This window comes from Streptomyces lydicus (genome assembly GCF_001729485.1).
GTDB classification, from domain to species: Bacteria; Actinomycetota; Actinomycetes; order Streptomycetales; family Streptomycetaceae; genus Streptomyces; species Streptomyces lydicus_D.
The window spans coordinates 1,902,494-1,929,283 of record NZ_CP017157.1 but is presented as its reverse complement, the minus strand read 5'-3'; the positions used below and the strand labels follow the sequence as shown (position 1 = coordinate 1,929,283).

Sequence of the window (26,790 nt, the reverse complement as noted above, 5' to 3'; positions counted from 1 at the left end):
TACCCGGTATGTCCCGCCGGACGGTAGACGTCAGCTTCTCGCGAGCGAAGGTCGCGGTGTTCATGGATGGCTGCTTCCGGCACGGCTGTCCGGACCACGCGACCGAGGCGAAGGCGAATGCAGAGGGGTGGCGGGCCGTCCGGGAGCACGAGACGGCGTCGGACGTAGCAGCGACAATCATCGCGACCGTGCTGAGGGAGCCGGGCTGAGCGCCCGCCTCCGGCATCGGGGGAACCTACGCTTCGCGGGGTGCATCAGCCGCACCAGTGCGGCCGGGGTCGTCGCCCGGGGGAGCAATGACCAGGTTCACATCACTGGAGTTGTGCGCCGAGTCGGGCGCGCAGGCACTCGACTTGGAGCGCGCCGGCTGCGACCAGGCCATGCTGATCGACAACAACGAGTTCGCATGCCGGACGACCGGGCTGATCCGGCCGGGGTGGGATGTCCGCTGTCGAGATCTGATGAGCTTCGTCCCGTTGGACGAGCACGAGCCGGACCTGCGCAAGGTTCCGGACATCGCCCTCGTCAGCGGAGGAATGCCGCGCATCAAGGCCGCAGCAGCGGTCGCACGCCGCTGCGGAGACGATCACGAGCGCGCGCTGCTCAAGGCGGCAGTCAGTGTGCTGATAGCCGCCAAGCCGAAGGCGTTGATGCCCCGCTCCCGCCCTCGCCGGCGGCTCGGACAACCGCGGTGGTGGGGGTCTCGGGCCGACCGGCAGCAAGAAGGCATGGGTGGCAATCGGCATCGAGGGGGCCGGTCTGAGCGACACCAGCCCCTCGGCCGACCTCCCGCTCATCGGCAGGCCCCGGCCGAGCGTACGGCAGACGCGATCTTGCAGGCGATACCGGAGAACTGGCAGATCTACGGCCGGAAGACACGCACCTACCGGCAGATCGCAAACCTGCTGCCCGCCTGTGCGGAAGCCCTGGGACGATCGATCGCAACCGCGCTGTGCGGCGGCACACCTTCGTCCATCGGCTGATCCGCTGTCGCCCGTGCCGGCGCAGTCGGCCCGACGGCCGACAGGGCCGGCTAGCATGGTCCGTCGCGCCCCCCGCGATCCAGGGGCCGGGACGTCACCCCGCTCCACGTTCCATCCCCCCGCTGAGCAAGGAATTCGCATGTCCACGCCGTTCACGATTGTCGACCTGTTCGCCGGCCCCGGCGGACTCGATCTTGCGGCGCGCCAACTGGGCATTCCCGCCGTGGGCATCGAGTGGGACGCCGGCGCCTGCGCGACCCGTGCGGCGAACCGGTTGGACACGAGACAGGGCGATGTCCGCCTCTTCGGGCCCGAGCAGTTCGAGCACGCCAATGTTTTGGCGGGCGGCCCCCCGTGCCAGACGTTCACGGTGGCCGGAAGCGGCAGCGGGCGAAAGGCCCTGGACCAGGTGCTCGAATTCGCCGACCGCTTCGTGGCCCGCGAACCGCTGGAGTCGATCCGCGCCGGCCTCTCCGCGCTGGAGGACGAACGCACCGGCCTGGTTCTCGAACCGCTGCGCTGGGCGCTGCAGGCTCTGGACGCCGGCCGCCCCTTCGAGGTGATAGTCCTTGAGCAGGTCCCCGCGGTCCGCCCGGTGTGGGAGAAGTACGCCGAACTGCTCGACAAGGAGGGCTACTCGGTCGCGGACCCCAAGGTGCTGCGCACCGAGGAGTACGGCGTGCCGCAGACCCGCCGTCGAGCGATCTTCATCGCCCGGCGACGCGACTCGGACCGCCTTCCCGGCCTTCCCGCCATGCCTCAGCCCACGCACGACTCGTTCAACCCGCTGAAGAAGGTCCGGGCCGCGCGCCTGCACGGTCCGGAGGACCCCGTGCCGATGGCCACGGCGCTCCCGGACCGACCGGCTCCCTTCGTCGTGATCTCCAACTACGGGACCGGAGGCGACGCGAAGGCCCGCGGGCGTCGGTACTCCCACGAGCCGTCGGCGACGCTCACCGGCAAGGTGTCCCGGAACCGGGTCGAGGCACCCGAGGGTACTGAAACCGACCGATTCACCTGGTCCGAGATGGGACAGTTGCAGACGTTCCCCGCCGCGCCGGACTGGACGTGGGCGGGCAAGGACATCTCCCAGCAGATCGGGAACGCCGTACCGCCCCGGCTCGGCATGCACATCCTCGCCGCAGCCCTGGGCATCCCGCGGGAGGACCTCGACGCGGCGATCCGGAAGCACTACACCTACTGACCCGTCGACCGTCAGGCCGATTCGAGCAGGGCCGGAGTTCCCGACCCTGCCCGAAAGACCCTCGCTACGTCAGAAGGCCGGGCACCACCCCGTCCGGGGTGCCGACGAGGGCGACCCGGTCGAGGAAGGCGTTGTTCGTCTCGCAACTGGTCTCGGGGAGCAGGACGCAGGCGTGGCAGGCTGCGAGGTTGATGCTGCCCGCGCCGCTCGCCGCTGCCTCGGAGCAGAGAGGGTCGTTGGAGCACCAGGAGGCGCGGAGCAGCGCGGACTCCAGCGAGGAGGGGAGGCGCTCGGGTTCGCCCTGGGCGACGATGCCGCCGAGGCTTCCTGCGGAGTCGCTGGTCGCCGTGTAGATGAGGAAGCCGGCCATGTCATCGCCGATGTACAGGCGCTCGCGCAGGGACGCAGCCGGGTAGCCGCCGTCGAGGCTCCACTCGTTGATGAGCAGGTGCGCGAGCGTGTGCACCGCCAGGTAGCGGGGGGAGACCGGGGACGGTGGGACGGGCCGGTCGGAGTTGGCGTAGCGTTCCCGGAGCAGCGCCTCGTGGTTGCGTCGGACCCGCTCCGCGCGCTCCTGCGACTGGGGCCGCTGCTCCCAGAAGGCGAGACGTTCCGGGTCGAGGCGGACGAAGACGCCCTCCCCACTGACCTCGATGGCAGGCAGCCAGTCCGGCTTCCGGAGGGCGAGCGCGGCCCGTCGGGAACTGCTCGCGGTGTCGCCGACGGCCGGCTCCTCGACCCGGGTGAAGGAGTGCAACGCGCGGATCTCACGGACCCGCTTGACGAGCATGACCTGTCCGATGCCGTCCGGCGTCCGATCACCGCTGGGCGGCTCGCAGACGAAGTCCTGCAGATCGTCCCGCCCGCGCTCCGGACACTCACGCTGAAGGGTCCGGTATTCCTCCTGGTAGAGAAGGTCGCGCGCCGACAGCGTGGGGTGCTGGTCGGCCGGCAGCTCCGCCTCCGCCCGGCGGACCCGCAGCACGGCGGCGACCGCGTCGTCGACGGTCAGCCCCGGGTTCTTCTCCTCGAACTTCACCATCCTCAGGTAGGTACGGATGTCGGCCTCGGTCCCGTCCTGGATGTTGCTCCAGTGAGAGCCGAGGGCCTTGAGCACGCCGTCGCTCCACGGTGGGATGGACAGGGCGGATTGGACTACCGGGTACCACACGGTGGAGGAACCGCGTTGCAAGGTGCGCGGGGGCTCACCGCACTGTTGGGCCGGGGCGTCCTTGAGCCAGGGGCGACGTCCGGTGCACCGGATCCCGAGGTCGCGCAGCGCCTGGCTGCGGAAGGCGCCTTCCATGGAGACCTCCTTGGCACCGCAGGTGCAGCCGATGACGACACCGCGGAGGGAGGCCGTGGAGCCTTCAGCGCGCAGTCGCAGCTTGCCGCCGCACCGGCCGGCCGAGCCGTCCTCTCCCGGACCGTAGGAGGAAGAGCGGTGGACCCACTTCCAGTACGGGAAGTCATCGAGGTGGCCGTTGACGCAGGCCATCACGAATCGGGACGGGACGAGGTCCCGTTCACAGGCGCCGCAGACCGCTTTGCCCTTCGGCGGGTTGAACTTCGAGTAGTACTGCAGCTCGCGGCACTCCGGGCACGAGTACAACTGCGGGAAACGGGCGGCCCGCACCCCGTCACGGGCGTCCTCCGGGTCGACGGCGGGCGGCAGTTTGAACTCGTGGACACCTGTCACCCTGGTGAGGCGGGGCTCCCAGAGGGTCCGGGTCCGGCTGATGTCCCAGGTGTCCAGCCCGGCGATCACGAAGGACTCGTTGTCGACCGCGATCACGGAGCCGACGCCATAGGTGGTGATGGCCTGGGCGCGGCGGATCTCGCCGAGCTTGCGCAGAGGCGTTATCAGTGCGCCGGGTCGGACGGTTCCTCGCTTGCGAGGGGGCGGCAGGGTCATCGCTTCTCCAGAAAGAACGTCGAGGAGGCGTCCACGTCGCGCAGACTCCACAGCGTGGGCCAACCCGCGCGCCCCTCCGGGAGGCTGTTGTCGAAGGCGCTGAGGAGAGCAGTCCTGCCGCTCCTGGCGCTGGCCTCGTAGAGCAGGTTCGGATCGTCGTCCGCGGCCTCGCGCCACCGGGCGACGAACTCGTCGAAGGCGGCGGCCGTGGCGTCGTGTTCCCGGGGCGCAACGTTCGCGACCCGCTCCAGCAGCGCGTCGCGAACGGTGCCGTTGACCTCGTCGACGAAGTCCTCGATCCGGGCCGCCGCCGCGTTGTCGCGCGCGCCCGGGACCATTAGCCGCGCCAGGGCCACGATCACCGCGTGCAGGCCGCGGTCGCGGGCACGCGCCGAGAAGGGCGTGACACTGGTGGACTCGACCTCGCGGTAGAGGGCGGAGTGGAAGTGCTGGAAGCTCTCGTAGTGCGAACGGTCCCGGGAGCGGGTCGAGTTGAGCATGACTGCAACCAGGCCCGGATGACGTCGGCCGACCCGGCTGGTCGCCTGGATGTACTCGGCGGTGGTCTGCGGCTGGCCCATGACCGCCATCAGGCCGAGACGGTCGATGTCGACACCGACGGAGATCATGTTCGTGGCGAGCAGGACGTCGGTGGCATCCGGGGACGGGAGCCTGCGCTCAATATCCTTGAGGCGCTTGGGGATGTCGCTCGCGCTGGCCCGGCTGCTCAGCTCCGTCACCGCCTCCGGGCGGCGGGGCTTCTCGATGCCGTCGCGGACGGCGAGTTGCTCCATCCGGTCCTGCACGTCGTCGAGGACCTGTAGTTCGGCGGCGGACAACAGCCGCAGGCTGTTGAAATAGCCGACGAGAGTCCAGTAGGCGTCCTTGACCTCGTCGTCGGCGTCGCCGAGCTGGATCTGGTGCAGCAGAGCGGCGTAGGTACGGATCAGCAGGGTGGACTGGCTGGTGCTGGAGGTCAGCAGGCCGATGTACCGGCGGGTGGCCTTGTCCTCGCGGGACGCCTCGACCGCGAACCAGGAGTCGCGGGAGTCGAGTCCGGCCGGCGGGAACTGGCAGACCTCTCGATTGAAGAGGTGCAGGACCTGCTCGTCGGCGCGCCGAATGGTCGCCGTGGACGCGATCACCTTGGGCCGGTTCGCCAGGATGTCCACCGCGGTCTCGTAGAGCCCGGTGAGCGTGCCGAGCGGGCCGGAGATGAGGTGGAGCTCGTCCTGGACGATCAGCTCCGGCGGCCTGGTCTCCTCCAGATCGCGGTTGAACAGCGCGGCCGTCCGCTCCCGCCACGGCATGGACGCGAACTTGTCGACGGTGGCGATGATCAGCGTCGGGTGTGCGGCGTAGACGGAGTCGTCGACCAGGTGGACCGGCAGACCCTCGCCGCGGTGGAACGCGCAGTCCGCGTCAGGGCAGTGGACGTACATACGGGCGTGTTCCGGGGCGGCCTCGTAGTTCGACGCGTCGAGGCGGCTGCCGCACCAGGGGCACGCCTGGAGCTGCACCGGGTTCTCCTTGTCGAGCGAGCGGCCGCCGGCACGCAGGGCGTCCAGCTTCTCGCCGGCCGTCACCAGGTCGTTCGGGGTGGCGGATTTCCCCACCCACATGCCGATGGAGATGCCCTCCTGGCCCAGCTCGTCCTCGTGACGGGAGCGGGTCAGCTCCATCGCGCAGATCAGCGCGGTGGCGCGCTCGAACTGCTGGAGTGTCAGCAGTCGCAGGGTGTAACGCATCAACACGGTGACACCACCGCCATGGGCGGGGTCCTTGAGACGGCGCAGGAAGGTGGTGAAGGCGATCAGGCCGAGGTACGCCTCGGTCTTGCCACCACCGGTGGGGAACCAGAGCAGGTCGGCGATTCCGCGATCGGGATGCTCATCCTCGACGATGCCCCGGAGGCAGAGCAGCAAGAAGCAGATCTGGAAGGGGCGCCAATACTCCTTGCTCTCGTCCGGTCCGCCGGCGGGCCTGCCCGCCTTGACCCAGGACGTGCGGGCGCGCTGCTCGGCCATGGCCCGGTTGGCGAGCTGGAACGCCCGCATCGCGTGGGCATGCGCGGGCTGGGAGAGCAGCGCGACGCCCGTGCTCATGCGGGTAAGCGCCGTCTCGCACGCCTCGATCCGCTCCTGCGCGGCGGCCTCGTACTCGGTGCCGGCCAGGGACTCTGCCTCAGCCTTGCGTTCGTCGATCCACGTCCGGTAGCCGTCGAGGAGCGCGCCGAGCGCGTCCACCACCACCTTCGGCTCGGCGGTGCCGAGACCCCGTATGGACAGCGCATCGACGGCGATGGCTCGGTTCGAGTCGGTCAGCAGCACCTCGTGGGTGGGCACGAACTCGGTCCGGACCTCGGCGACGGCGGCGTGCACCGTGGTCTTGGCACCGATCGGCGGTGGCGTCCAGTCCCAGACGGCCGCGCAACCGTGGCCGGTGGCGAAACCGGGCGCGTGCCGGTGGAGCAACCGGCTGAGCATCAACTCCCGGTCGTGGCTGCCGGAGGAGGTACGGCGCTCGACGAAGGGCTCGGCGCCGGGCGTGAATGCCCGGGCCCGGAGGGTGGGCTGGTAGTAGCAGGCGGCGTCCTTCAGCTCCCGGGCTCCGACCGTGCGGGTGTTGATCAGCGTAGCGGTGACGGTCACGGTGCCGTGCTCGCTCCTGGGACGTACCAGGACCCGGAGTTCGAGCCCCTTTGCAAGGGGCTGTCTGACCGTGGTCGGCCTCGTCACGTCCACGTCGACGTCGGCCAGGTCGAGCGGGACCCGGCGCCAACGCTCGCGCTGTTCCTGAGTGCTCCGGGCCTCGATGCGGGCGGCCGCGACGGGGTTGCCCTCGGCGTCCTCGGGACGGTAGACGGCGGCCGTGGTGTGCAGCACGATCCGCTCCGCAACCTTGGGGTTCACTGCAAAGGTGAGCCCCATGGAGGAGGGCCTCCGCATGTTGGCGAGCGAGACGCCGCGTTCGACGGCGTCCTCCTCGCCGTCGCCGCCGCGGACGAGGGCGAGAGAGTCGTCTCCGTCGGCCTCGTGGCCGTCCCGGTTGCCGCGGGCGACCTCGGTCGTCTCCTGGGGGAACAGGACACCGACCGGATACATCGTCACCGGCGCGTCGTCCTTGAGGATCTCCTCCTCACCACCGACCGGGCCGAGGAGGTCCAGACGGAGGGCGGCGTCGAGCCGGTCGCGCAGGGCGTAGTAGTCGTGGATGGAGGGGCTCATGAGGGAAGTCACTCCGTGCTCCAGTCGTCGGACGGGTCGGTCCAGTCGAAGAGGCCGAGTCCGCTGAGGCGGGGGGCGAGCCAGGCCCCGGAGCTGCCGAGGCCGGCACGCTCGGTCGCGATGTCGCTGCCCGCAACGGTTTCGACGCAGCCGATGTGGAGGCCGGTGATCCGGCCGGGGACGTTGTACTCGGACCACCTGCCGCCGCGGCTGAGCATGAGATGCAGGGCGCGACGGAACGCCTCCGAAACCTCGCCGACCGGGCGACCGTCATGGAGGACCGCGTACGGCGGCGTCTGGTCCTCGCCCTCGGGCAGCCGGTGGAGCAGGAACAGCTCGACAGCATCGCCGGCGTTAACCTCGTGAGCGAGTTGTCGCTGAACCTCGACGGGGTCGGCGGCGACGTTGCGCACGCCCGGGGGATGTGCGTGGCAGACGTCGATGCCGAGTGCCTCGATGCCGTTGCGGGCCCACGATCGGCTGCCTCCGATGTACCAACGGTCCAGACGCCTGTCCTTGCGGACCAGCCAGGTGTTGGGACGGTCGAGTCGGTAGAGGTCGTCGCGAGGCCGGGTCATGGCGACGTAGAGGAGGCGGGCTTCCGCGGCCGGGTCGTAGTCGATCTTCTTCTTGGCCACGTCCTTCGGACGTCTCAGCTCCACAGGCTCCACAACCAGGACACGGTCGAACTCCAGGCCCTTGGCGCGGTGCACCGTCGATACGACCAGCGACGCCGGTTCGACGGCCGTGAGCTCGTCGGGAAGCCGCCCCTCCGCCACCGCCAGGCGCAGCGCGGCGAGCTCGATCCGACCACGCCGGTTGCCGGTGACCCGGCGTACCGCTCGCACGAGCACCGAGGGATCCAGGTCCGGCCGGGGATCGAGGCCGGCGACCAGTTCGGCGAAGCGCGCCTCGGAGAGGTCGGCCGCTTCGGTGGCCGCGAGTACGCCGGAGATCCAGGCGGCAGCGGGACGGTCCCGCACGGAGCGCTGGAGCCGGTGGTCCACGCCTGCCCCACGGAGGGTCTGGCTGATGGAGAGCGCCTGACCGTTGTCCCTGCACAGGATCGCGGTCGTTCCGTCGAAGTACCGGAGCGAATCCTGAACGAAAGGGTCGTCCAGTGTGCCGAAGTGGGGGGCGCCGTCGAGCAGGAGGCGCAGCTCACGGTGGATCTGCTCGGCCTGCACCTCGGCAGGCTCCCGCTCGGCGGCCAACCGCTGGAGCCGCGGGCCGTAGGGAAGAGCGACCCGGGCCTGCTCGGTACGGGCTCGAAAGTTGTCGCCGAGGTGGATCTCGACCAGGTCCTCGGTGAACGAGCCACGGATCCAGTCGAAGAAGTAGTTCGACTCCTGTGCCCGCTGGTCGAAGTCCGTGACCTGGAAGCCGTAGACGGCCTGGGCGCCGTCCCCGACCACGGTGAAGCCGCTCTGCGCCTGGAAGCGGTCGAGGAGCACCTCGACCATCTCACGCCGCACCCCGACAAGGTCCTGGACCTCGTCGATCAGCACGTGGGCGGGGGCACCGAACTCGCCCGCCTCGACCGCGCCCCTCTCGATGGCCTCGGTGGCGGCCTCGATGCGCTGGTCGAAGGTGGTTCCCGACCAGTCGTGGTCCGGATAAGCCCGTCGCAGCAGGGTGGCCGCCCAGGAGTCGAAGGTCTGGGCACGCACCCGACGGACGGCGTCGGCATGGCTCGCGATCCGCTCGCGCAGCTCGCGCACCGCGGCCACGGAGAAGCTGAGGACGAGGATCTCGTGTGCCTCCAGCTCCTCCCGTTCGACCAGCGCCTCCAGGCGGCGAGCCAGGGTGTGTGTCTTGCCGGCGCCGGCGCCCGCCGTGACCAGAGTGCGGGCGTCCCATGGCTGGTCGACGACGGACTGCTGCGCCGGGGTGATCGCGTGTTGCGGCTCGCTCACTTGCCCTCGTTCCACAGATAGTCGAACTTGGTGAAGGCCAGCTCGCCCCGGTAATTGACCACGTTGTCCCGCACATTGAGGATCAGACAGGTTGACGTGCCGTTGTTCTTCGGTCCGCGCAGACCGCGGCCGATCATCTGCTGATAGATGTTCGGACTGTAAGTGGGGCGGGCGACGACGACCGCACGGGTGGCGGGGGCGTCGAAACCCTGGGCGAGAACTCCGTAGTTGGTGAGCACCTGAATGCGGCCCTTGCGGAAGTCCTCGATGCGCTTGCGGCGCTCGGACACCGGCGTGGCCGAGTCGATCGCCGCGGCGCGGATCTGCCGGTCGTTCAGCTTGGCGGCCAGGAACTTGGCGTGGGCGACCGACGTGGCGAAAACGAGGATCGGCCAGTCCGCGGGCAGGTTCTCGATCTCCTCGATGATGCGCTGGTTGCGGTCCTGGTCCTCAGCGAGGCGCTGCTCGGCACGCTTGGGCAGCACGCCGAACTTCTCCGAGCTGGAGACCTCGTCGGAACTGAGCCGGATCTCGGCCCCGAGAAGCTCGCGGTGCCTGACGTGGGCCAGGACGCCGAGGTCCTGGAGCTGTTGGATGGCCTCGTTCTGGTCGCCGGCAAAGACGTCGAGGTCGAGGCGGGTGCCGAAGCGGCGCACCAGGCGCAGGGTCAGGTCCTCGTTGTTGCGGTAGGGGGTGGCCGTCAGCCCGACCAAGTGGCGACGCGTCACCGGCGGGTTGACGCCGAGGTGATCGAAGATCTCTCCGTAACGGGGGGAGGTGGCCCGGTGTGCCTCGTCGACGATGACCAGGGCGGCGTCCCGCAGCCAGGCGTAGTCCTCGTGGCCGAGCACGCTCTGCAGCTTGGCGTCGGTGGCAACGACCAGGTGCGGCTCGCCCGTCACCGGCGCGGCTTCGTTGGACGACCAGAGGCGGCTGATGACCAGCGGCATCTCCGCGCCCACCTTGGACCAGACGAACCGCCAGCTCTGCACGGCCTGCTCGCACAGCTCCTCGCTCTCCGCGATCCACAGCACCGGACCGGGAAGCTCGCCACGGTTCCGGATCCACCGGATCACGGCCTCGGAGGTGACGCGCGTCTTGCCGGCGCCGGTCGGGATGGACAGCATCCCGCGCTGCGGCACCGGGTTGTCCAGCAATCGCTGGAGCGCCTGTGCCAGCTGTTCCTGGTACTCGTGCAGTGCGGGGAACTCGGACGGGCCCTCCACCTGGATGCGCGCCTCCAGCGGCGGAACACGGGAGCCGGCGAACGAGTCGGGTAGCCCGAGGTCGGTGACGAACTTCAGCGCCTTGGCATCGCCTGTGAAGCTGCTGGGCGCGTTGCCGGGGAAGGCGAGAGCCAGGTCCCGACTGTGGATGCGCAGAATCTCCTCACCGTGGGAGTTGAAGGCCAGCTCGGCGATCCGCCGGGCGTCCGGCTGCTCACCGTCACGTTCCGCGGCCTCACTGTCCAGGAGGCCCGGCGGCAGCTCGGTGCGCAGTTCCTCCTCGCCGATCAACAGGGTGATCTTGTCGATGACGCTCTCGGCCTCGGCGATCTGCCGCAGTCGAGCGCGTGTCTCCCGGTCCTGCTTCTGACGCGCCTGCAGGTCCAGCACGCTCTTGCAGCCCTGGCGGCCGAGCTGCCAGCCGAACTCCCGGTCGGCGGCCTCCAGGACGTCGACCGGGGAGACCGTGTCGAGCACCAGCAGGGTCGACCCGCTGCGGGCCGAGAACAGCGGTCTCAGCTCCACACCGCGCGGCGTGCGGATCTCCTGCTCCAGCTCACCACAGCGCTGCACCTTCCGGTTCTCCACCGACTTGCCGAGGCGCTGACGCAGCGGCGGGAACTCGTCGACAAGCAGCGTCGGCCGGGTCGTCCCGGCCTTGCGGATCTGCTTGCTGATGACGTCCTCGACCTTGAGCATCCCCCACTGCTCGATCATCTGGGCCGCGGACGCGGCGTCGGCCCTGTCCGCGACCAGGAGCGCGGGGATCTGCTCGCGGACGAGTTCCCTGAAGTCCGCCGCGGACGTCGCCACCACGATCTCCGTGTCGGGACGCACATCCCAGACCTCACCGACGCGGCAGCGGGTCAGGACATCCTCGGGAAAGTCCATGCCGACGCGCAGCATCAGGGCGTAGGCGTGGCCGATGAAGGCGTCGTCCTCGCTGACCAGCACCCGGTCCAGCAGAGCGTGCCAACGGTTCGCCGGCACCTCTTCCGGGGTGGCCGGCATGCGCAGCCTGCGAGCCTTCGACTCGGAGATGTCGGTGACGACGGGCAACACCTGCGCGTATGCCTTGAGCTGCGGGCCCACGGCCTCACGCACCGAGGTCAGGCCCAGCGAGGTGCGCACCAGGCCGTGCTTGTTGAGCATCCAACGCAGCGGGGAAGCCACTTCGGTACGGCCGTTGACGGAAGCACCGTAGGCGCGGGTCCAGCTGTCGACGACGCCGACGTCCGGGATCGCGGCGACGAACGCAGCGCGGCCCTCCTCCGAGAGGCGGGGAAGCAGGTCCAAGGGGCCGGCCGGCGCGGCTCCCTCCAGGACGAGCCGGTTGATGTTGGTCCGCGGGGCATCCGCAGCGAGCCGGCGCAGGTACTGGTCGTGCACCGCCTGCCGGTACTCCTCGAACCAAGGCTGCCGCTTCGGGTCGTGGGCGACGACGGGCCGGTCGACCAGGCCGAGGTCGCGGAAGATCGCTGCGTCCGCCCCGTGGAAGTCCGTGTCCACGGCGATCGAGGCGTCCCTGCTGCCGTCGGCGGGCACGACACCGCCGGGCAGCAGGCACGAGGCCATGGGCCGGAAGCGTCCGTCGACCGTGCGGACATGGAGCACGGCACGGGCATCCGGGTAGCGGCCGCGGATGCGGTCCACCTGCGCGTTGCCGCCCGCGCTGCGCAGCAGCATCCAGAACTGGGTCCACAATTCCGGGGTGTAGCCGTCGAACCCCTGGTCGAGCACGCCCTGGAAGCGGCCGTGGGCATCGGCGATGCGAATCCCGATGGTGTGCAGGTGGCGCTGCATCTCCATCCGCTCGGATATGGCCGTGTGCACGTAGACCATGTCGTCGCGGAGCTCGTCGGCACCGGTGCGGTGGAAAACCTTGCCCGCGACGGGGGCCACCATCCCGTGGGCGTCGGTCAGCACGATGCGGGCGCTGCGCGCGGCCTCCAGCATCTCCTTGTCCGCGTTGTGCTCCACCATGGCTGCGAGGATGCGGATCGCATGACAGGACGACTCAGCCGTGCCGTCCGAGACCAGAGCCTCCAGCCAGGTGCGGACGTCTTCCGTCGACTTCCTGGCGGCCAGCAGGATGTGCTCCATCTTGCCGTGTCGCAGCGAGTTGGCGTCGACCGAGGGGTGCACCCAGTCGCGCGGGCGCCCGGGGTACTCGGCCCAGATGCGCAGCCATTCCGGCTGCAGCTTCTCGGGGTGGATGTGCAGGTCACGGGGAACGCGGAGTACGCCGTCCTGGTCAGGCAGGGACGGCAGCTGCGCGGCGGCGTCCCAGACGTGGCGGATGAAGTACTCCTCCGCCCAGTTCACGGACTCCTTGGTGCGGCCGGGCAGGAGCGGCAGGCAGGCGGCGGGGTCCTCCTTGCGGGACAGCCGGGGCAGGGAGGTGACCACCAGACGGGCCGCGACCTGGAGCAGTTCACGGTTGAAGGCGCTGCCGTCGAGGAGGTTCTGCCGGTCCTCGTTGGTCTTCCATGCAGCGTTCAGGTAACCCGTCACGGAAACCGGGTACTTGGTGGGGAAGTAGGACCAGAACTGGCCGCGCCCCAGGGGCACCGTCAGCAACCCGTCCTTCTCGACGTAGGCGGGAACCGCCCAGGAGACGTCGATGACGCTGCGGTCGTGCAGCTCGCCGGCACTGCCACGGGCCTCCGCGGTGGGCTCGTGGGCAACCGTGAAGACGTTCCACTCACTCACCGTCTCCTTGACCCCTGTGCCGACCTCGCGGATGACCCGCCGCTCACCGGAGACCTGCACCGTCAGCTTGCGGCGCTGGATGGGAAGCCGACGCCGGTCCTCCAGCAGCACCTCGCCGACATGGGAGGAGAAGATCTGGAAGCCGGAGGGGAAGGCGTCGGTCTCGCGACCGTCACGGTGCCTGAAGCCGGTGATGTCGTGCCCCAGGCGCTCGGCCGCCCCCGGCAGCAGGGGGAGCTTGACCACGGTGGTCGCCCAGGCCAGGAGCTCCCGCAGGAGGTCGTCCTTGTCGAGTTCCTCTTCTCGGTCGAGAGGACGGGCCATCCGGAGCACCGGGGTGTCCATGTCGAGGGGCTGCTGGAGACCTAGAACCTCGGCGATCCGGTCGGCGGACCAGGTCCGGTCGAAGCCGAAGCATCCGCTGGTGCTGAAGAACTGGGGCGCGTCGGTCACCGAGAGCACCGACTTCACACCGACGCCGAAGCGGCCGATCTGGCCGCCTCGCTTACGGGAGACGCTCATACGCAGAATCGTGTCGGCGCCCTGCGGAGTCACCGGGGTACCCTGGTTGGCGCAGTAGAGCGCGTCGTCGGTCAGCACCACGGCCAGGCGACCACCGGGTTCATTGGCGATCTCATCGGCGCCGTTCTGTACTAGCTCGAACAACTGACGCTCGCCGTATCCACCCTGCGTGATCCGAAGCTCGCCGTTGGCGTGCTCCTGCACCAGGCCGGGATCAATGCGATAGGTCTCCAGGGTGCGGGTCGATTGCTCCAACACCTTTTGAATCACCAAGGCATCCGAACCCTGCGACAACGTCTGATCGTTCACGACCCAGCTGCTTCCTGCCCGGGATGACCCGAACCAAGTATCAAGATGAAGACCGACGGTAAACAGAAAAGTTGTGCACTTACCGGAAATACAGAGCGCGTCGATCCCTCTAGGGCATCCGCGCCGGCAACATCCGGAGCCAGCCCTCCGATCCTGCAGGGGGATCGGAGGGCCGGCCACCACCCCCGCCCCTACTCCTCGGACAGCATGATGACAATCCTGATGAGGGGAACGTCGGGACGCCCCCGGAACCCAGAACGACGACCGCCGCCGGAACGGCGCCGTCCCGGGCCGGTGGCGGCGAACCCACGCGGCGGAGGAGCGGACCTGTACCGCCCCGAACGGGCATTGCCATTGCCCTCACCGGCATCGAGCAGGAAATCGATGCGCTTCCTCGCCCTCGCAAGACGAATGGCAATCACCACCGCCTTGCGGTCGGACGACTCGCTGCGGTCGCGTTCCGACGCCGAACTCCCCTCCGTCTGCTCCGCATTGGCAGACGCGCGTTGCTCACCGATAGCCCGCCGCTGCCGCTCGTGAGCCGCGACCATCGACCTCCAACCCTCCCGCGTTTTCCCGATCGCGTCGAGGAACTCCGAACGCAGGTACAGATCCATGGAGTTGTACGTCTGGATCAACGACGGCATGTCGTCGTCGCTGGGCGAAAGCAGGGTCACGGCAGCCTCCATACGGGCACGGCGAGGTCGATACAACGGCGCATGGAACAGGGAGGAACAAGGTGCACTGGTGTCGCTCCGAGGCACATCCAGTGGCGAGGGGCACTCGGTCCGGCGCGCAACCGAACAGGACGCCCAGTCTGTGCAATTGCTGTACATGGACACGCCGAAGAGAGCCCACGAATACCTCAACTAGGCTGCCGCCTAAGTGAATCGACGGGGCGTCAGCTACACATCAAGATGGCATGGGCCTCTCATCTGTGTCCAGCGATACTCCGCATCACAGGGAAGCTTCAACCACCCATGCGCCCCAATCGCCCTGCTTTTGATGGTTTCAACCCTACCCTGAGCGACGAACACACAGGCGGGCGCCGCAAGTTCGCACCTTTCCCGCATCGCCAACCCCACCTTCATCCACCGAAGAGGGGTGCTGCCATTCATCGTCAAGCGTCTGCTAGCGCAGTCCGAAATGGACTGCCGACAAAAACATTTGACACATTGTCAATGTCAAATTGCACTGCTAGCATGCTTCTGACCAGCATGAATATCCGGCGGCATGCAGGGTCGGCGGCTCAGCGGAGGGGAACGCCCGCAGTGATCGATGAGAGTGAAGACTTCGGACCCTGGCTCGGGAGGCAGCTCCGACGTCGAGACATGACCCAGGCCGAGCTCGCGACCACGGTCGGCGTCACCCGGGCCGCCGTGTCCGCTTGGATCACTGGTCGGGCCCAGCCACGGCCGGAGACGGTGCGCCTGATCGCCGATGTCTTCGACACCGATCTGGCCACCGTGTACGAACGCACAAGCGACGCTGTCGCTGCAAGGCCGGTGACCTGGTACCACCGCCCGGCGCACGCCGACGGTGGAAGGGAGTTCGGCAACGCGGCGGCGTTCGCCTTCGACGCTGACCTCGGTGTCCTCGCACGCGAGGCAACGCAGAACTCTCTCGACGAGCGGCGTGACCCCACGCGGCCGGTCCGCGTCCGGTACATCCTGCACGAGCTCACCGGTGAACACCTTCGCAGCTTCCTGGATGCCGTGCAGTGGGAATCGCTCAAGGCCCATTACGCCGCGGCCGCGACCACCGACCAGAAGGTCGGCCGTGCACTCGCCGAGGGGCTGCGGGAGATGGAAGCCTCCGGCTCACTCCTGCTGCTCCGGGTCGACGACTACAACTCCAACGGTCTCACCGGCCCCGAGTACGAGGACGGCCGCTTCGCCGCCGTTGTCCGTCGTCAACTCGACAGCCACAAGGGCGACAACCGCCGGGCCGGCGGCTCCTACGGCCTGGGCAAGGCGACTCTCTGGGCCACCAGTCGCCTTGGCCTCGTCCTCATCAACAGCACTCTCTCGGTCCCCCACGAGGGCCGCACAGCAAGGCGGTTGATCGGTCGCCTGGACCTACCCTGGCGCGAGGTGGGTGGCGAGGCGTTCGCCGGACCGGCCTGGTTCGGCGAACCGGACAGTGACCGTGCCTTCGAGAACGTCTCCCGCTCCTGGTGGGGCGTCGAGCAGGAGACCGCGAGGCTTCATCTGGAGCGTGAGGGCGAGGACCCCGGTACTTCCTTCCTGGTGGTCGGTGCCCATGACGCCGCCGCCGTCGCGGCCGGGGACGAGGGTCTCCAGGCCATGCACAACAAGCTCTGCGACTCCTTGGCGGAGAACTTCTGGGCAGCGATGACCGGAACGGACACGGTGCCACCGCTGCTGGAGGCATCGGTCCGGACCCTGCGTAACGGGGCCGAGTTGATCCCGGAGACCCGCGTCAGCCCCGAGCAGCGCCGCCCCGCCCTGGCCCGCGCCCTGCGTGCCTACCTTGCCGGAGAGACCGTCACCGAGCTCACCAGCCGGACCGACGTGGTCGAGCGCACCGTCACGCTCACCGTGCCACCGCTGCGCACCGACGGCAAGGGGTCCACTGCTGTCACCCATGACGCAGTGCTGCTGATCACGCCGGCGGACGAGAGTGACCGGACGCACAGTCAGGTCGTTTCCATGCGCGGCAATCGCATGAGGATCACCGGCCGCAGGCCACGCAACCTGGGCCTCGGCGTCGAGCCCTACCAGGCAGTTCTGCTCGCCGGCTTCGCCACCGCCCGCGATGGGGAGGACGTCGTGCGCGCCGAGGCATTCCTTCGCGCGTCGGAGCCCCCCGAGCACAACCGCTGGGAGTGGACGGAGGAGCTGTCCGACACATACGTGCGCGGAGCGAAGAAGCGCCTCGACGAGTTCCGTGTGGCGGCCGACGACACCCTGCGCGCGACCCTCGGCGCGCGGGCCGTCACACCCGCCGACGGAGCCGGCCCCGAGCTGCTGCGGAGCCTGCTGAGGCTCACCGCGGCAACCGGCGGTGGGCGGAAGGGCGTCCGTCGCGGCCGCGGTTACCCCGCCGTCGACGACATCGACGGCGAGGTCGACACCATCGGGGCATGGTCACTGCGCGTGCGCGTCGCCGTCCCGCAGCAGGACGATCCCTGGCACCTCTCGCCGACCGTATGCTTCGGCGCCGGCGGGTCGGGCGCCGGAAGCCCGGTCCGCTGGGCCGAACTGACCGCCACGGAGAACTGCTCCTTCTCCGGCGACGTCCTCGTCGTCGCCCCAGGTGTCCGGTACGCGATGTTCAGCGGTGTCACCGACGTCGACAGCCACCCGGTGACCGCCAGCCGGACCAACGTCACCGTGACCCTGCACAAGGCCGTCGAAGGAGCTGCACGTCCATGAGCCGGATCATCTACCCCTATGCCGTCCTGAGTGGACGGGCCGAGGTCGAGATCACCCGTGTCCGGGTCGACAGCCGCCCGCTCGAGTACGCCAGGATCTCCCCCTCACTGCAGACCGTCGCCCTCGACGACGCCGGCCGCGACGACTGGCAGGAGGCGGTGTTCGACGTCCGGGCCGTGCTGCCGGAGGAAGAGATCGCCTACGGCCCCTGGTCCGAACTCGCCTGCGTGGCCGTGCTGAAGGAGTCGACCACCAATACCAGAACCGTTCAACGCCTCACCAAGGACCGCGGCTCCGGCGCCTGGCAGGGCTCCGTGCGGATGCGCCGATCCCGGCACCGTTCCCGGGCCACCCTCGGCGTGCAGATCGTGGCGGCGGTCGAGGGGGTCCGGGGGCGCATGATCGGACGGAGCGAGACCGACTGGGTGATCGACCTCCAGGCCGAGACCCCCGTCCGGGACAAGGAGATCCGTATCGTTGAGGCGGACTTCCGTGACGGCCCGTACGCTTGGCTGCGCCCGCTCAAGGATGCACCCTGGTTCGTCGACACCTCCGGTGACATGCCGACCGTCTACCTGAACCAGGGCATCGAGGGGCTGACCGCTCTGCTGCGCGGCAGCAGCACCGTGGAGAAGGCGACGGCCGCTCTTGTCAACGCCCAGATCGTCAGCGACGTATGGGAGACGATGTTCCACGCGGCTGTGAGCGAAATCGAGTTGGACGAGAACGGCCGGCCGCGGATCCCCATCGGGTGGCGCGAGTCCGTCCTCGAAACCATGCTCCCCGACGTTCTCCCCGGACTGTCCCCCGCGGACGCGATCGTCGAACTGCGGGCACGACGCGAGGAGGGCTACGGCTGGACCGAGCTGCAGTCCCGCATCCAGTACGCCGCCGCGCTGCGCGCCCAACTGCCCAAGCAGCTCGCCACGACGCTGCGCCTCACCGCCCGCTCGTCCCAGGGAGAAGACCGGTGAAGTTCGAGCATGCCAGCGAGAATCGACTCGCCCTGCTGCCGGTGGGGGTGGCCACCCGTCACCTCAACCAGGCTGTTCTGTCCGGAGCCGAGCCGCCCGCCCAGGTCGCTCTGCTGCGCGCCGCGACCGTGATCGCCGATCCGTCGGTGCGGTGGAACACCGCACCGGTCCGGGAACTGCTGGACCAGGCCATGGCACGCTTCGCGAGCGACCGCACCGACGCAGACCCCTGGCTCGCGCCGCGCCTGCACGCGACCCTGCGACTGACCAGGAGCGAGGCTTCCGACAAGGATCTGTGGGCATACCTCGCCATGGTCGTCGCTCCGGACTACGTCACGTGGCGGCACCTCCCGGTAGTCGGCGAGGACGCGCGACGGACGCCCGTCGTGCAGGCGTCCCGATTCGTGGGAGGCAGCTCCGTCCAGGCGTTCGCCCGGCTCTGGTGGGCGGCTGAGATGTGCCGCAACGGTGCCGACTACCGTCCCGTCGAGGCGGCCTGCGGCAACCAGGACTTCCTCAACACCGCCCTACGCCTCGGTATCATGGACCACCGCCCCACCGCGCTGGCCGTCCTCCGAGTCATGGAAAATCTGGCCGCATCCGACGCTCCCCGCATGGGCGACCAGTTGAACGCGCTGTGCAAGGCCATCGGCATCGCCGGCAGCACCCTGATGTACGAGATCATCGGGCCCGACGAACTCCCGGACGACGCGGAGCTGCTGGCCTGGATCGACGAGGCCGACTCCGCTCCCCCTGTCGCCTGGGACCGTCTCCCCGACGGTCCCGCCGACGGCACCGCCCCCACCGCGTCCGTCGATACCCTCACCCGCCTCTTCGAGGACATCAATGCGCACCTGGGCCGGCTCCGCGACCGAGGTCGCACGTCCGTTCCGCTCGGGTGACGCCGAACCGTCCTCGCCGCCGGGCGCACGCCGCAGCGCCCGGCGGTGCCCCGCACTTCCGAATGACACCGAGTGATCCGCAGCCCCAACGAACTGATCATCGACAAGGACGGGCACGTCACGCTCCCTCTCGGCCTCCCGGCCGAAGCAGGAATCAACCCCGGTGATCGCGTGCCGTCTGGCGGTCCTGTACAGCCGGCTTCCGTTCCATGGTGCCGACGGTCGCTTTCGGTGGCGGGCGGTCAGGCCGCGGCCAACGATCCTCCGCCGCTCTCCGTGTCCGCGGCGTGAAGTCCGGATCTGAGTGACCGTCCTGAACTACGAGCACCCGTTGCCGTGGTCAACGGCTTGAGTTTCCGGGCGTCCAGCCGGGTTCCCGCCAGTATTGCCACCAACCGGGCGGAGACCACAGCCAGAAGCCGCTGGCAGGACAGCACATGTGGAAATCATCCCTCTGGAGCCGCTCGGCGCCCCGACGGGACAGCCTCAGGTGACCGTCAGAGTCAGCGGGCCACCCGGCATCGGAGTGCCGTTCGGGAAGCCGAAGCGGGAGGACTTGTTCGCTTGGTCGGAGAGCGTCAGGGCGACGGTGTACGTGCCCGGGGTCACGTGGGAAGGGAGTGCGAAGGTCGCGGTCAGCGGACCGCTGAAAAGCGGTGAGGTGCCGCCGGACACCACGGGGTACACCTGGCCGGAGGAGTCGATCAGGGAGACGTCGTAGCCGTCGACACCGGAGGTGGTACCCGAGACGTTGACGGTGAGCCGAACCTCCGTGGAGTGGTCGGTTGCCGGCACGTCGGCGGGCGAGAGCGTGGCCCGGTCGATCTGGGGCAGCACGCTGTCCGGTGCAGAAGTGATCGTCAGGCCGGTCTCCGGTGCGCCGAACTCCGAGCCGTACAGGGCGACATCACCGGCGTTGTCCGTGATGATCAGGCCGGTGACGGGGCAGGTGAAGGCCCACCGCGGCACGCCGTAGTCCACCGAGACGGTGCCATCCGCCGCGGTCGTGGCCTTGGTGGAGGGCTGCCGACAGCCGTTGGCGCTGTTGGTGTGCACGACCGCCGACGCGACCCCGCCCCGGGCCCCGTGGGGCCGGAAAACGACCTTGGTCGTCCGGGCGCCGTGCCAGGTGTCCACCGGGTTCGGCGTCACGGTGAATCCGTCCGCGGAAAGCACGTTGTTGGAGGTGACGTGGACGGCCGCGGCCGAGAGGTGGTCATACGTGCTGGTGTTGCCCGCGTTGTCGGTGAGGTCGACCTTCGAGACGGTCCAGGTGCCCGATGCCGTGTGTGCGGGGAACACCACTGACACACGGCAGGACATGGCTTCCGTCTGGCCCCACCCGATGTAGCCACACCCTTGGTAGCCCTCGTCCCAGGTCCACTTGATGGCGAACGAGCCGGTCAGGTGTCGTCCTCCGGGGCCGGTCAGCGTCAAGTTGCCGCCGGAGATCCCTGCCTGGGGGTCGTGCACGTCAAGCTCGTAGGTCATGTTCGACGAGCCCCTGCCGGCGTAGACGTACGGTTCCTGTTCGTTGTCCACCGCGAGGTTTTCGTACGTCGGACCCTGCACGTCGGCAAGCGTCTTCGCCTTGAACGTGCTGTGGAACGCACCCAACCGGGCGGCGTCCCAGTCCAGCGAGGTGCCCCGGTGATCCCACGCCTCCAGGCGGGTGACGGCCCAGGTGACCGACGTTCCGGCCGCGTACTGCGGAACGGCCAGCGTCCACTCGTAGGTGGCCTCCTGGGGCGTCGAGCCGGGGACCAGCTTGATGTCCTGGCCGTAGGAGCCCACGTCGTACTGCCCGACCAGTGGCACTCCCAGGTAGGTGCCGGCCGTCGCGCCCTGACGGCGCAGGGAGACCCGCACGCTCATGCCGTCGGCGCCTGGAGTGGTGTCCGTCATCGTCCAGCGGAGCGTGACGGCCTCGCCGCCGGGCGTCGCGTCCACTGCGGACGGGGTGAAGTCCATGGCGGTGACGGCCGCGGTGCCCGTCTCCTGTGCCGCCGCGGTCCCCGCGATGGGCGCCAGGGCCAACGCGAGCGCCGCCCCGATCGCCGCGGTCATCCGTCTCAGACGTATGCGCAACTGTGCCCCCTCATTATCCTTTTTCCCCTTGTATCCCTGTGCTTCCGGGACAGCCGGACTGTAACAGTGCCATCACCCACCGCACCGGGATAATGCGCTGTCCGTTCTGTCGCGCTCGCACCGAACGGGCCTCGCGCCGGGCCGGGTTGGCGATGTGGTCGCCTGATCCGGCTGCGCGAGGGCCGCTACCCGTTATCGGGGGGCGGCCCTTGGTGGACTCGCGGGGGGGGTCAGCTGATGTTGGTGAGGGGGAGGAGGGCGCGGTCGGTGAAGACCTTTTTGGCTGTGAGGGTGGCGTTGATGGCGCGGGGCATGCCGCAGTAGACGGCTGAGTGCAGCAGGGCCTCGGTGATCTCGGTGGGGGTCAGGCCGACGTTGAGGGCGGCGTTGATGTGCACGTCGAGTTCGATCTCGCAGCCGCCGAGGGCCGTCAGCACGCCGAGGGTGACCAACTGGCGGTCGCGCGGGGGGAGTTCGGGGCGGGCGTACATGTCGCCGAAGGCCCAGGCGACCACCTGGTGGCCCAGCTCCGGTGAGGTGTCGGCGAGGGAGTCGACGATGCGCTGCCCCGCTTCGCCGTCGACCTGCTCCAGGACCTTCATGCCGTATGCGTAGCGGTCTTCGCGGTTCATGGGTTCCGTTCTCCTCGGGTGGTGGGAGCGTGCCCTCCGGAACTGCGCTCCGGAACTGCGCTCCGGGTGGCCGGTGCGTTGTCCTCAGCCTGGTGGACGCGGCGGCCGGGGCTGCCTCGTAGGCATTGGTGGGTATGGTTGCCATGCCTGGGAGGTATGGATGGAGCTACGGCTACTCGGCTATGCGGTCGCGATCGCGGAGGAGGGCAGCATCAGCGGCGCGGCGCGGCGACTGCATCTGACGCAGCCCACGTTGAGCCGTCAACTGCGGGAGATGGAAAGGCAGTTGGGGGCGAAGCTGTTCGTCAGGGAGGGTCGGGGACTGGCGCCGACGGCGGCCGGCCGGGTGCTGGTCCGACGGGCGGTCGGGGTGCTGGCGGAGGCGGAGGCCGCGCTGAAGGACGTCCGGCTGGCCGCGCAGGGCATGACCGGGCGGCTGACGGTGACCTTCGCCGGTTCGGGGATCAACGGGCCGCTCGGGGCCGCGCTGAGCCGGGTGCGGCGGGAGCTCCCCCGGGTGGACCTCCAGCTGGTGGAGAGTTTCAACGATGCCGAGATGTCGAGCGGCGTACTGGAGGGCCGCTTCGACCTGGCGGTGCAGCGCCTCCCGATGCGCGACGCCCGGCTGGCGACCCGGGTCTGGTGGCAGGAGCCGCTGACGCTGTTCCTGCCCGCCGGGCATCCGCTGGCCCACTCCCCCGAACCCGCGCCGCTGACGGCCCTGGGGCAGATCCCCCTGGTCATCTGGCCCCGGGAGGTCTCCCCGCGGTCCTACGACGAGATCATCGCGCTCTGTCACCGGGCCGGTGTCGTGCCGAAGGTCAGCGCCGAGGGCCGCAGTGTGCAGACGCTCCTGGCGCTGGTCGCGGCCAAGTTCGGTGCCGCGGTGCTGGCCGACTCGCACCGCGCGCTGCGCCGCGTCGGCGTGACGCCCCGGCCGCTGGCCGACACCTCGACCACGCTGCACCTGGTGTGGCGTGCCGAGGAGACCGACCCGCTCGTCGAGCGGATGCGGGCGGTGCTCACCGAGGTGGTGGGGAACGGCTGACGGGCCCCGGTGGCGGGGGCTCTCAGCGGGGTGGGTGGTCCGGCCAGCCCAGGGGGTAGGAGTGGTGGCCGGCCGGGGGGACGGCGGGCTCGCCGGCCGCTTCGGTGAAGGCGGTGAGGGCCTCGATGAGGGCCACGCGGTGGGCGGGTTCCATGCGGCTGACGACGCCGGCGATCTCGGCGCGGCGGCGGGCGGTGACCTCGTCGACGACGCGCCGGCCGGCGTCGGTCAGCCGGATCAGCGTCTCGCGTCGGTTGTCCGGGCTGGCCTGCCGGGCCGCGAAGCCGACGCCGGTCAGCCGGTCGATCATGCGCATCGCGGTGGAGGGGTTGACCCCGAGGAGTTCGGCGACCGTGGACAGATTGGCCGCGCCGTGCACGGAGAGGACCACCAGCAGCCGGAACTGGGGCAGCGTGATCTTGTCCTCGACCGCGGTCAACGAGCGGGCGGACACCCCGACCAGCACCCGGGAGGCGGTCAGTACCGCGCGGGTCACCGCGTCGACGTCGCCGGCGTCCGGCGACCTTCCCTTGCGCTCGGTCATGCTCCTTTCTATCGCGGAAGGGAGGCCGCCGGGTGGGCTCACGCGGTGGTCAGCAGGTCCCGCAGTTCGCGGACCGCGGCACGGAGCTGGTCGGCGAAGGTGTGCATCTGGTCGGCCACCGGGGCGGGGGTGCTCAGGTAGAGGTGGAAGCGGTCGGGCAGGAGGACGTACGCGACGCCGATGCAGCGGCTGCTGGTGGAGCCGAAGCCGAAGTACTGGATGTGGCGGGAGGGGGCGGAGCTGGTGCTGAGGTAGTCGTCGCGCATGACCAGCCAGCCGGGGCTGCGGTAGAGGGCGGGCTGCTCGGTGACGCCGAGTTCGGTGCCGCGGCGGCGCTGGATGAGTTCGAGCTCCCAGAGGTGCTGTTCGGGGGCGTCGCCGGCCTGGCACTGCTGGGCGCGGGTGACGTGCGCCGCGGCGGCGGTACGGAGGGCGGCGCGGCGGGTTTCCGGGTCGGTCGCCGGGTCCTCCATGGCGGCCACGAACTCCACGATCTCCGGGGTGACGACGCGCATCGCCTCGGTGCGGCCGCGTCGCCACTGCCGGGTGGCGATCGACTCGTAGGTGGCGCCCAGACGCCCCTTCGCGCGCTGGTGGGCCAGTTGGTAGGCGAGCTGGACGAAGGCGTCCGGCGAGACACCGAGGGACTTGGCGGTGTCGGCCCCGAAGTCGTCGAAGGAGACGGTGCGGGTGGCGGTGTCGGCACCGTACTGCGCGAACGCCTCGGCTGCGGAGTGCACCCGGTCGCGCAGCGCGTCGTCGAGGTGGAAGGTGAGCGGGCTCAGGGCGGGCGGGCCCTGGGGGCGGGCGCCGGAGCGGCGGGAGTGTTCCTCGGCGGGGGTGGCGAGCAGGGCGTCGACGAGGCCGAGGACGGTGGTGCCGTCCAGCTCGCAGTGTTCGACGTTGATGCCGGCCCGGCCGTCGGCGAAGACGACGAAGGAGACGGCCTTGTCGAACCAGCGGTTGCCGCGGTCGCCGTAGAGCAGTTCGTCGCAGGTCTGCTGGGTGTCGGCGGGGGCGAAGTCCTCCAGGCAGACGCAGAACAGGGCGGTCTCGACGTCGTCGAGGGCGGCGGCGTTGGCCGGGTGGTGGGCGAGCAGGGCGTCCCGGGTGGCCGCCCATTCGGCGCGGGCCATGGTGGTGAGGTGGCCGACCGGGGCGTCCGCGCCGGGCGGCGGCGCGGTCGTGCCGGCCTCGACGACGGCGCGCAGCCCGGCCTCCAGCTCGTCCAGGCTGTGCGGTACGCCCTCCGGGCCCAGCACGTCCAGCTTGACCATGCCGCCGCGGAAGAAGACCACGATGTGCCGGGCGTCGGACGGGCCCGGCCAGTCCTCGCTGTACGGGGCGCGGACGGTGTCCTGTTGCGCGCCGGGGATCCGGGTGGTGGAGAAGAGGAACTTGTTCTGTTCCATGGTCTGGGGGCGGCCGCGCTGGACCACGGGAGGGATGAGTTCGCGGTCCAGTTGGTGCTTGTGGTTCAGGGCGGCGGCGATGAGGCCGGCCGCCCGTTCCAGCTGGGGCCGGCCGGTGTCCTGGAAGAGGAAGAAGAAGTTGGCGTTGAGGGCGATGCGGTCCCGGCGGCCGAGGTAGCGGTAGGGCCAGAAGGTGTCCAGCCAGCTGTGCACGCCCTTGGTGGCGTCGTACTCCTCCAGGGCCCTCTGGAGCACCTGGCCGGGGCCGTCGGGCCGGAGGAAGGCGGCCACCTCCGCCTCCGTGCCGGCCAGTTCGCCGGCGGTCAGCAGCGGCCCGCACCAGGCGAGGAACCGCGCGCAGCTCTCCTCCAGGGAGGGCAGCGGGACCCGCGGGAGGCTGTCCTCCAGCGCGAAGGTCGGGGTGGGCGCGGGAGGCGCCGGGGCGGTGGGGGTCGTCGGGGTGGCCGGTGCGCCCTGACTGTGGTTCACGTCCGGTCTCGATTCGGGTCGTCGGTGCGTGCGGGTGCCTTGGGACTACCAGAGCCTGCGCCTGCGCGACGGCGAACCGCCGCCGTTTGAACACCTTTTGGGCCGGGAGGGGCCCGGCGTACGGGTGGGGGCGGTGCGCCGCCGCGTCAGTCGGTCCAGGGGCTGGTCGTCGGGTTCAGTCCAGGAGCCGGTCGCCGCGTATCGCTCGGCCCTCGGCCGCCAGGTGCTCGGGGCGTACCCGGCCGAAGAGCTGGCGGGTACGGGACACGCTCCCGATGACGCCGGGGCGCTCGCTGTAGGCGAAGATCGCCGAGTGCCGCGCGGTGTCGCCCTCGACGGGGCTCACCCGGTGCAGCGAATAGCGGCCCTTGAACAGCTGGAGGTCGCCCGGGCGGAGGGTGAGGCGCCGGGTCAGCCGCTCGCCCCGGCCCTCCAGGACGTCCCGGACGTCGGGGAAGTGCTCGTCGTGCGCGGAGCGGATGTTCGGGCAGTACTCGAAGACGCCGCCGGAGTCCGCCTCCTGGGTGAGCATGCTCACCGTGAACTCGTTGGTGTCGAAGTGCCAGGGGTGTTCCTTGCCGGGCCCGACGACGTTGAGGACGAGCCCGGAGAGCGGGTCGGCCAGTTCGTGCAGCCGGGGCAGCCGGAAGCAGTGGGCGAGGAAGCGCTGGAAGGCGGCGTGCGTGTACAGCCGGCTGATGAGGGAGCCGTCGGGGATGCGGTCCCGGGCGACGAAGGCGTTGCCGCGTTCGAAGGACCTGCGCCCCGGGTGGCCGGCCGGCAGGGAGCGGTCGACCGCGATGTTGTAGACGTTGACGGTCTCGACGTCGGCGTGCGCCCGGGGGGCGAGGGCGGCGCACTCGCGGCGCAGGACCTCTCGCTGCGCGGGATGGATGAAGTCCGGCAGAACGGTGCAGCCGACGGTGTCCAGCTCGTGCCGGGCCCGGTCGACCACCGCCTGCGCGGCGGCGCTCTCCGGCTCCGACAGGGGGTAGCGGGCGGTGTCGACCACCTGATCCAGCGTCATGGCTTCCAGCGTGCTCATACGTTCCTCTCCACGTGCCTGAACACCTACGTCAACTCCCCCGTGAAGAAGCGCACTTGAAGCTGTCACAGGGGCCGGGGCGTTGTCTGTGACCCGACACACGATGGCGGCCCGCGGTGGTTCAGGGCCAGACCACCACTCCTCCCGGCGAGCCGGCGCGCCGCCGCGCCGTCTCCGTGCGGGGCGGGAGCCCGCGCGTCGGCTCGCTCACAGTTTTTGCAACTTGTTGCATAAGGACCCGGGG

At 69.8% G+C, this 26,790-nt stretch carries 16 protein-coding genes; 6 read left to right on the top strand and 10 right to left on the bottom strand.

Translation table 11 applies throughout. The features are described from left to right. The first annotated feature begins 296 nt into the window (after positions 1–296). The gene (locus tag SL103_RS08290) at positions 297–983 is read left to right on the top strand and encodes a DNA cytosine methyltransferase (protein WP_069568089.1); all 687 of its coding nucleotides are present in this window, start codon (positions 297–299) and stop codon (positions 981–983) included. Positions 984–1,122: 139 nt separating this feature from the next. Continuing rightward, positions 1,123–2,187, top strand: a complete 1,065-nt coding sequence (locus tag SL103_RS08285) for a DNA cytosine methyltransferase (RefSeq protein WP_069568088.1) — start codon at positions 1,123–1,125, stop codon at positions 2,185–2,187. 64 nt (positions 2,188–2,251) lie between these two features. Here the strand turns inward: SL103_RS08285 and drmB are convergent, their stop codons facing one another. The 5 genes from drmB to SL103_RS08260 form a co-directional block, all read right to left on the bottom strand. Then, on the bottom strand, positions 2,252–4,102 hold the full coding sequence (gene drmB / locus SL103_RS08280; protein ID WP_069568087.1) for a DUF1998 domain-containing protein: 1,851 nt from the start codon (positions 4,100–4,102) through the stop codon (positions 2,252–2,254). After that, complete coding sequence (locus tag SL103_RS08275; RefSeq protein ID WP_069568086.1) at positions 4,099–7,329, bottom strand: helicase-related protein; 3,231 nt, start codon at positions 7,327–7,329, stop codon at positions 4,099–4,101. Before SL103_RS08275 ends, drmB begins: the two co-directional genes overlap by 4 nt. A gap of 8 nt (positions 7,330–7,337) precedes the next feature. Then, on the bottom strand, positions 7,338–9,245 hold the full coding sequence (locus SL103_RS08270) for a UvrD-helicase domain-containing protein (protein WP_069568085.1): 1,908 nt from the start codon (positions 9,243–9,245) through the stop codon (positions 7,338–7,340). After that, positions 9,242–14,014, bottom strand: a complete 4,773-nt coding sequence (locus SL103_RS08265; protein ID WP_069568084.1) for a DEAD/DEAH box helicase — start codon at positions 14,012–14,014, stop codon at positions 9,242–9,244. Before SL103_RS08265 ends, SL103_RS08270 begins: the two co-directional genes overlap by 4 nt. Before the next feature lie 191 nt (positions 14,015–14,205). Beyond that, positions 14,206–14,691 carry a hypothetical protein gene (locus SL103_RS08260; RefSeq protein ID WP_069568083.1) on the bottom strand — a complete coding sequence of 162 codons (486 nt, stop codon included), beginning with the start codon at positions 14,689–14,691 and terminating at the stop codon, positions 14,206–14,208. Positions 14,692–15,216: 525 nt separating this feature from the next. Here SL103_RS08260 and SL103_RS08255 point away from each other — a divergent pair. The 3 genes from SL103_RS08255 to SL103_RS08245 are packed head-to-tail and all read left to right on the top strand — an operon-like array spanning position 15,217 to position 19,288. Then, the gene (locus tag SL103_RS08255; RefSeq protein ID WP_432215346.1) at positions 15,217–17,412 is read left to right on the top strand and encodes a helix-turn-helix transcriptional regulator; all 2,196 of its coding nucleotides are present in this window, start codon (positions 15,217–15,219) and stop codon (positions 17,410–17,412) included. Further along, the gene (locus SL103_RS08250; protein WP_069568082.1) at positions 17,409–18,386 is read left to right on the top strand and encodes a hypothetical protein; all 978 of its coding nucleotides are present in this window, start codon (positions 17,409–17,411) and stop codon (positions 18,384–18,386) included. The genes SL103_RS08255 and SL103_RS08250 overlap by 4 nt, the downstream gene beginning before the upstream one ends. Further along, a complete protein-coding gene (locus SL103_RS08245) occupies positions 18,383–19,288 on the top strand; it encodes a DUF6339 family protein (protein WP_069568081.1) in 906 nt (301 codons plus the stop codon). Before SL103_RS08250 ends, SL103_RS08245 begins: the two co-directional genes overlap by 4 nt. 486 nt (positions 19,289–19,774) lie before the next feature. Here the strand turns inward: SL103_RS08245 and SL103_RS08240 are convergent, their stop codons facing one another. Further along, positions 19,775–21,355, bottom strand: a complete 1,581-nt coding sequence (locus tag SL103_RS08240; RefSeq protein ID WP_069568080.1) for an Ig-like domain repeat protein — start codon at positions 21,353–21,355, stop codon at positions 19,775–19,777. Between the two features lie 251 nt (positions 21,356–21,606). Then, positions 21,607–22,008 carry a carboxymuconolactone decarboxylase family protein gene (locus SL103_RS08235; protein ID WP_069568079.1) on the bottom strand — a complete coding sequence of 134 codons (402 nt, stop codon included), beginning with the start codon at positions 22,006–22,008 and terminating at the stop codon, positions 21,607–21,609. Between the two features lie 160 nt (positions 22,009–22,168). Between SL103_RS08235 and SL103_RS08230 the strand changes: the two genes are divergently transcribed. Continuing rightward, positions 22,169–23,056, top strand: coding sequence for a LysR family transcriptional regulator (locus SL103_RS08230; protein ID WP_069568078.1), 888 nt, complete (start codon positions 22,169–22,171; stop codon positions 23,054–23,056). A gap of 22 nt (positions 23,057–23,078) precedes the next feature. On the opposite strand, the gene SL103_RS08225 is transcribed toward SL103_RS08230, so the two are convergent. The 3 genes from SL103_RS08225 to SL103_RS08215 all read right to left on the bottom strand — a co-directional run bounded on the left by SL103_RS08225 (position 23,079) and on the right by SL103_RS08215 (position 26,546). Further along, positions 23,079–23,600, bottom strand: coding sequence for a MarR family winged helix-turn-helix transcriptional regulator (locus tag SL103_RS08225; protein WP_069568077.1), 522 nt, complete (start codon positions 23,598–23,600; stop codon positions 23,079–23,081). A 38-nt stretch (positions 23,601–23,638) separates the two neighbouring features. Further along, positions 23,639–25,501: a choline/carnitine O-acyltransferase gene (locus tag SL103_RS08220; protein WP_079145635.1), complete on the bottom strand. Its 1,863-nt coding sequence runs from the start codon at positions 25,499–25,501 to the stop codon at positions 23,639–23,641. A 175-nt stretch (positions 25,502–25,676) separates the two neighbouring features. Then, complete coding sequence (locus tag SL103_RS08215; protein WP_069568076.1) at positions 25,677–26,546, bottom strand: HalD/BesD family halogenase; 870 nt, start codon at positions 26,544–26,546, stop codon at positions 25,677–25,679. Positions 26,547–26,790: the final 244 nt, after the last annotated feature.

Excerpts from the sequence above, each read along its gene's own strand:
- SL103_RS08290 (WP_069568089.1), top strand. The coding sequence starts at position 297 with ATGACCAGGTTCACATCACTGGAGTTGTGCGCCGAGTCGGGCGCGCAG.
- SL103_RS08285 (WP_069568088.1), top strand. The coding sequence starts at position 1,123 with ATGTCCACGCCGTTCACGATTGTCGACCTGTTCGCCGGCCCCGGCGGA.
- drmB (WP_069568087.1), bottom strand. The coding sequence starts at position 4,102 with ATGACCCTGCCGCCCCCTCGCAAGCGAGGAACCGTCCGACCCGGCGCA.
- SL103_RS08275 (WP_069568086.1), bottom strand. The coding sequence starts at position 7,329 with ATGAGCCCCTCCATCCACGACTACTACGCCCTGCGCGACCGGCTCGAC.
- SL103_RS08255 (WP_432215346.1), top strand. The coding sequence starts at position 15,217 with ATGCTTCTGACCAGCATGAATATCCGGCGGCATGCAGGGTCGGCGGCT.
- SL103_RS08250 (WP_069568082.1), top strand. The coding sequence starts at position 17,409 with ATGAGCCGGATCATCTACCCCTATGCCGTCCTGAGTGGACGGGCCGAG.
- SL103_RS08240 (WP_069568080.1), bottom strand. The coding sequence starts at position 21,355 with ATGACCGCGGCGATCGGGGCGGCGCTCGCGTTGGCCCTGGCGCCCATC.
- SL103_RS08235 (WP_069568079.1), bottom strand. The coding sequence starts at position 22,008 with ATGAACCGCGAAGACCGCTACGCATACGGCATGAAGGTCCTGGAGCAG.
- SL103_RS08230 (WP_069568078.1), top strand. The coding sequence starts at position 22,169 with ATGGAGCTACGGCTACTCGGCTATGCGGTCGCGATCGCGGAGGAGGGC.
- SL103_RS08225 (WP_069568077.1), bottom strand. The coding sequence starts at position 23,600 with ATGACCGAGCGCAAGGGAAGGTCGCCGGACGCCGGCGACGTCGACGCG.
- SL103_RS08215 (WP_069568076.1), bottom strand. The coding sequence starts at position 26,546 with ATGAGCACGCTGGAAGCCATGACGCTGGATCAGGTGGTCGACACCGCC.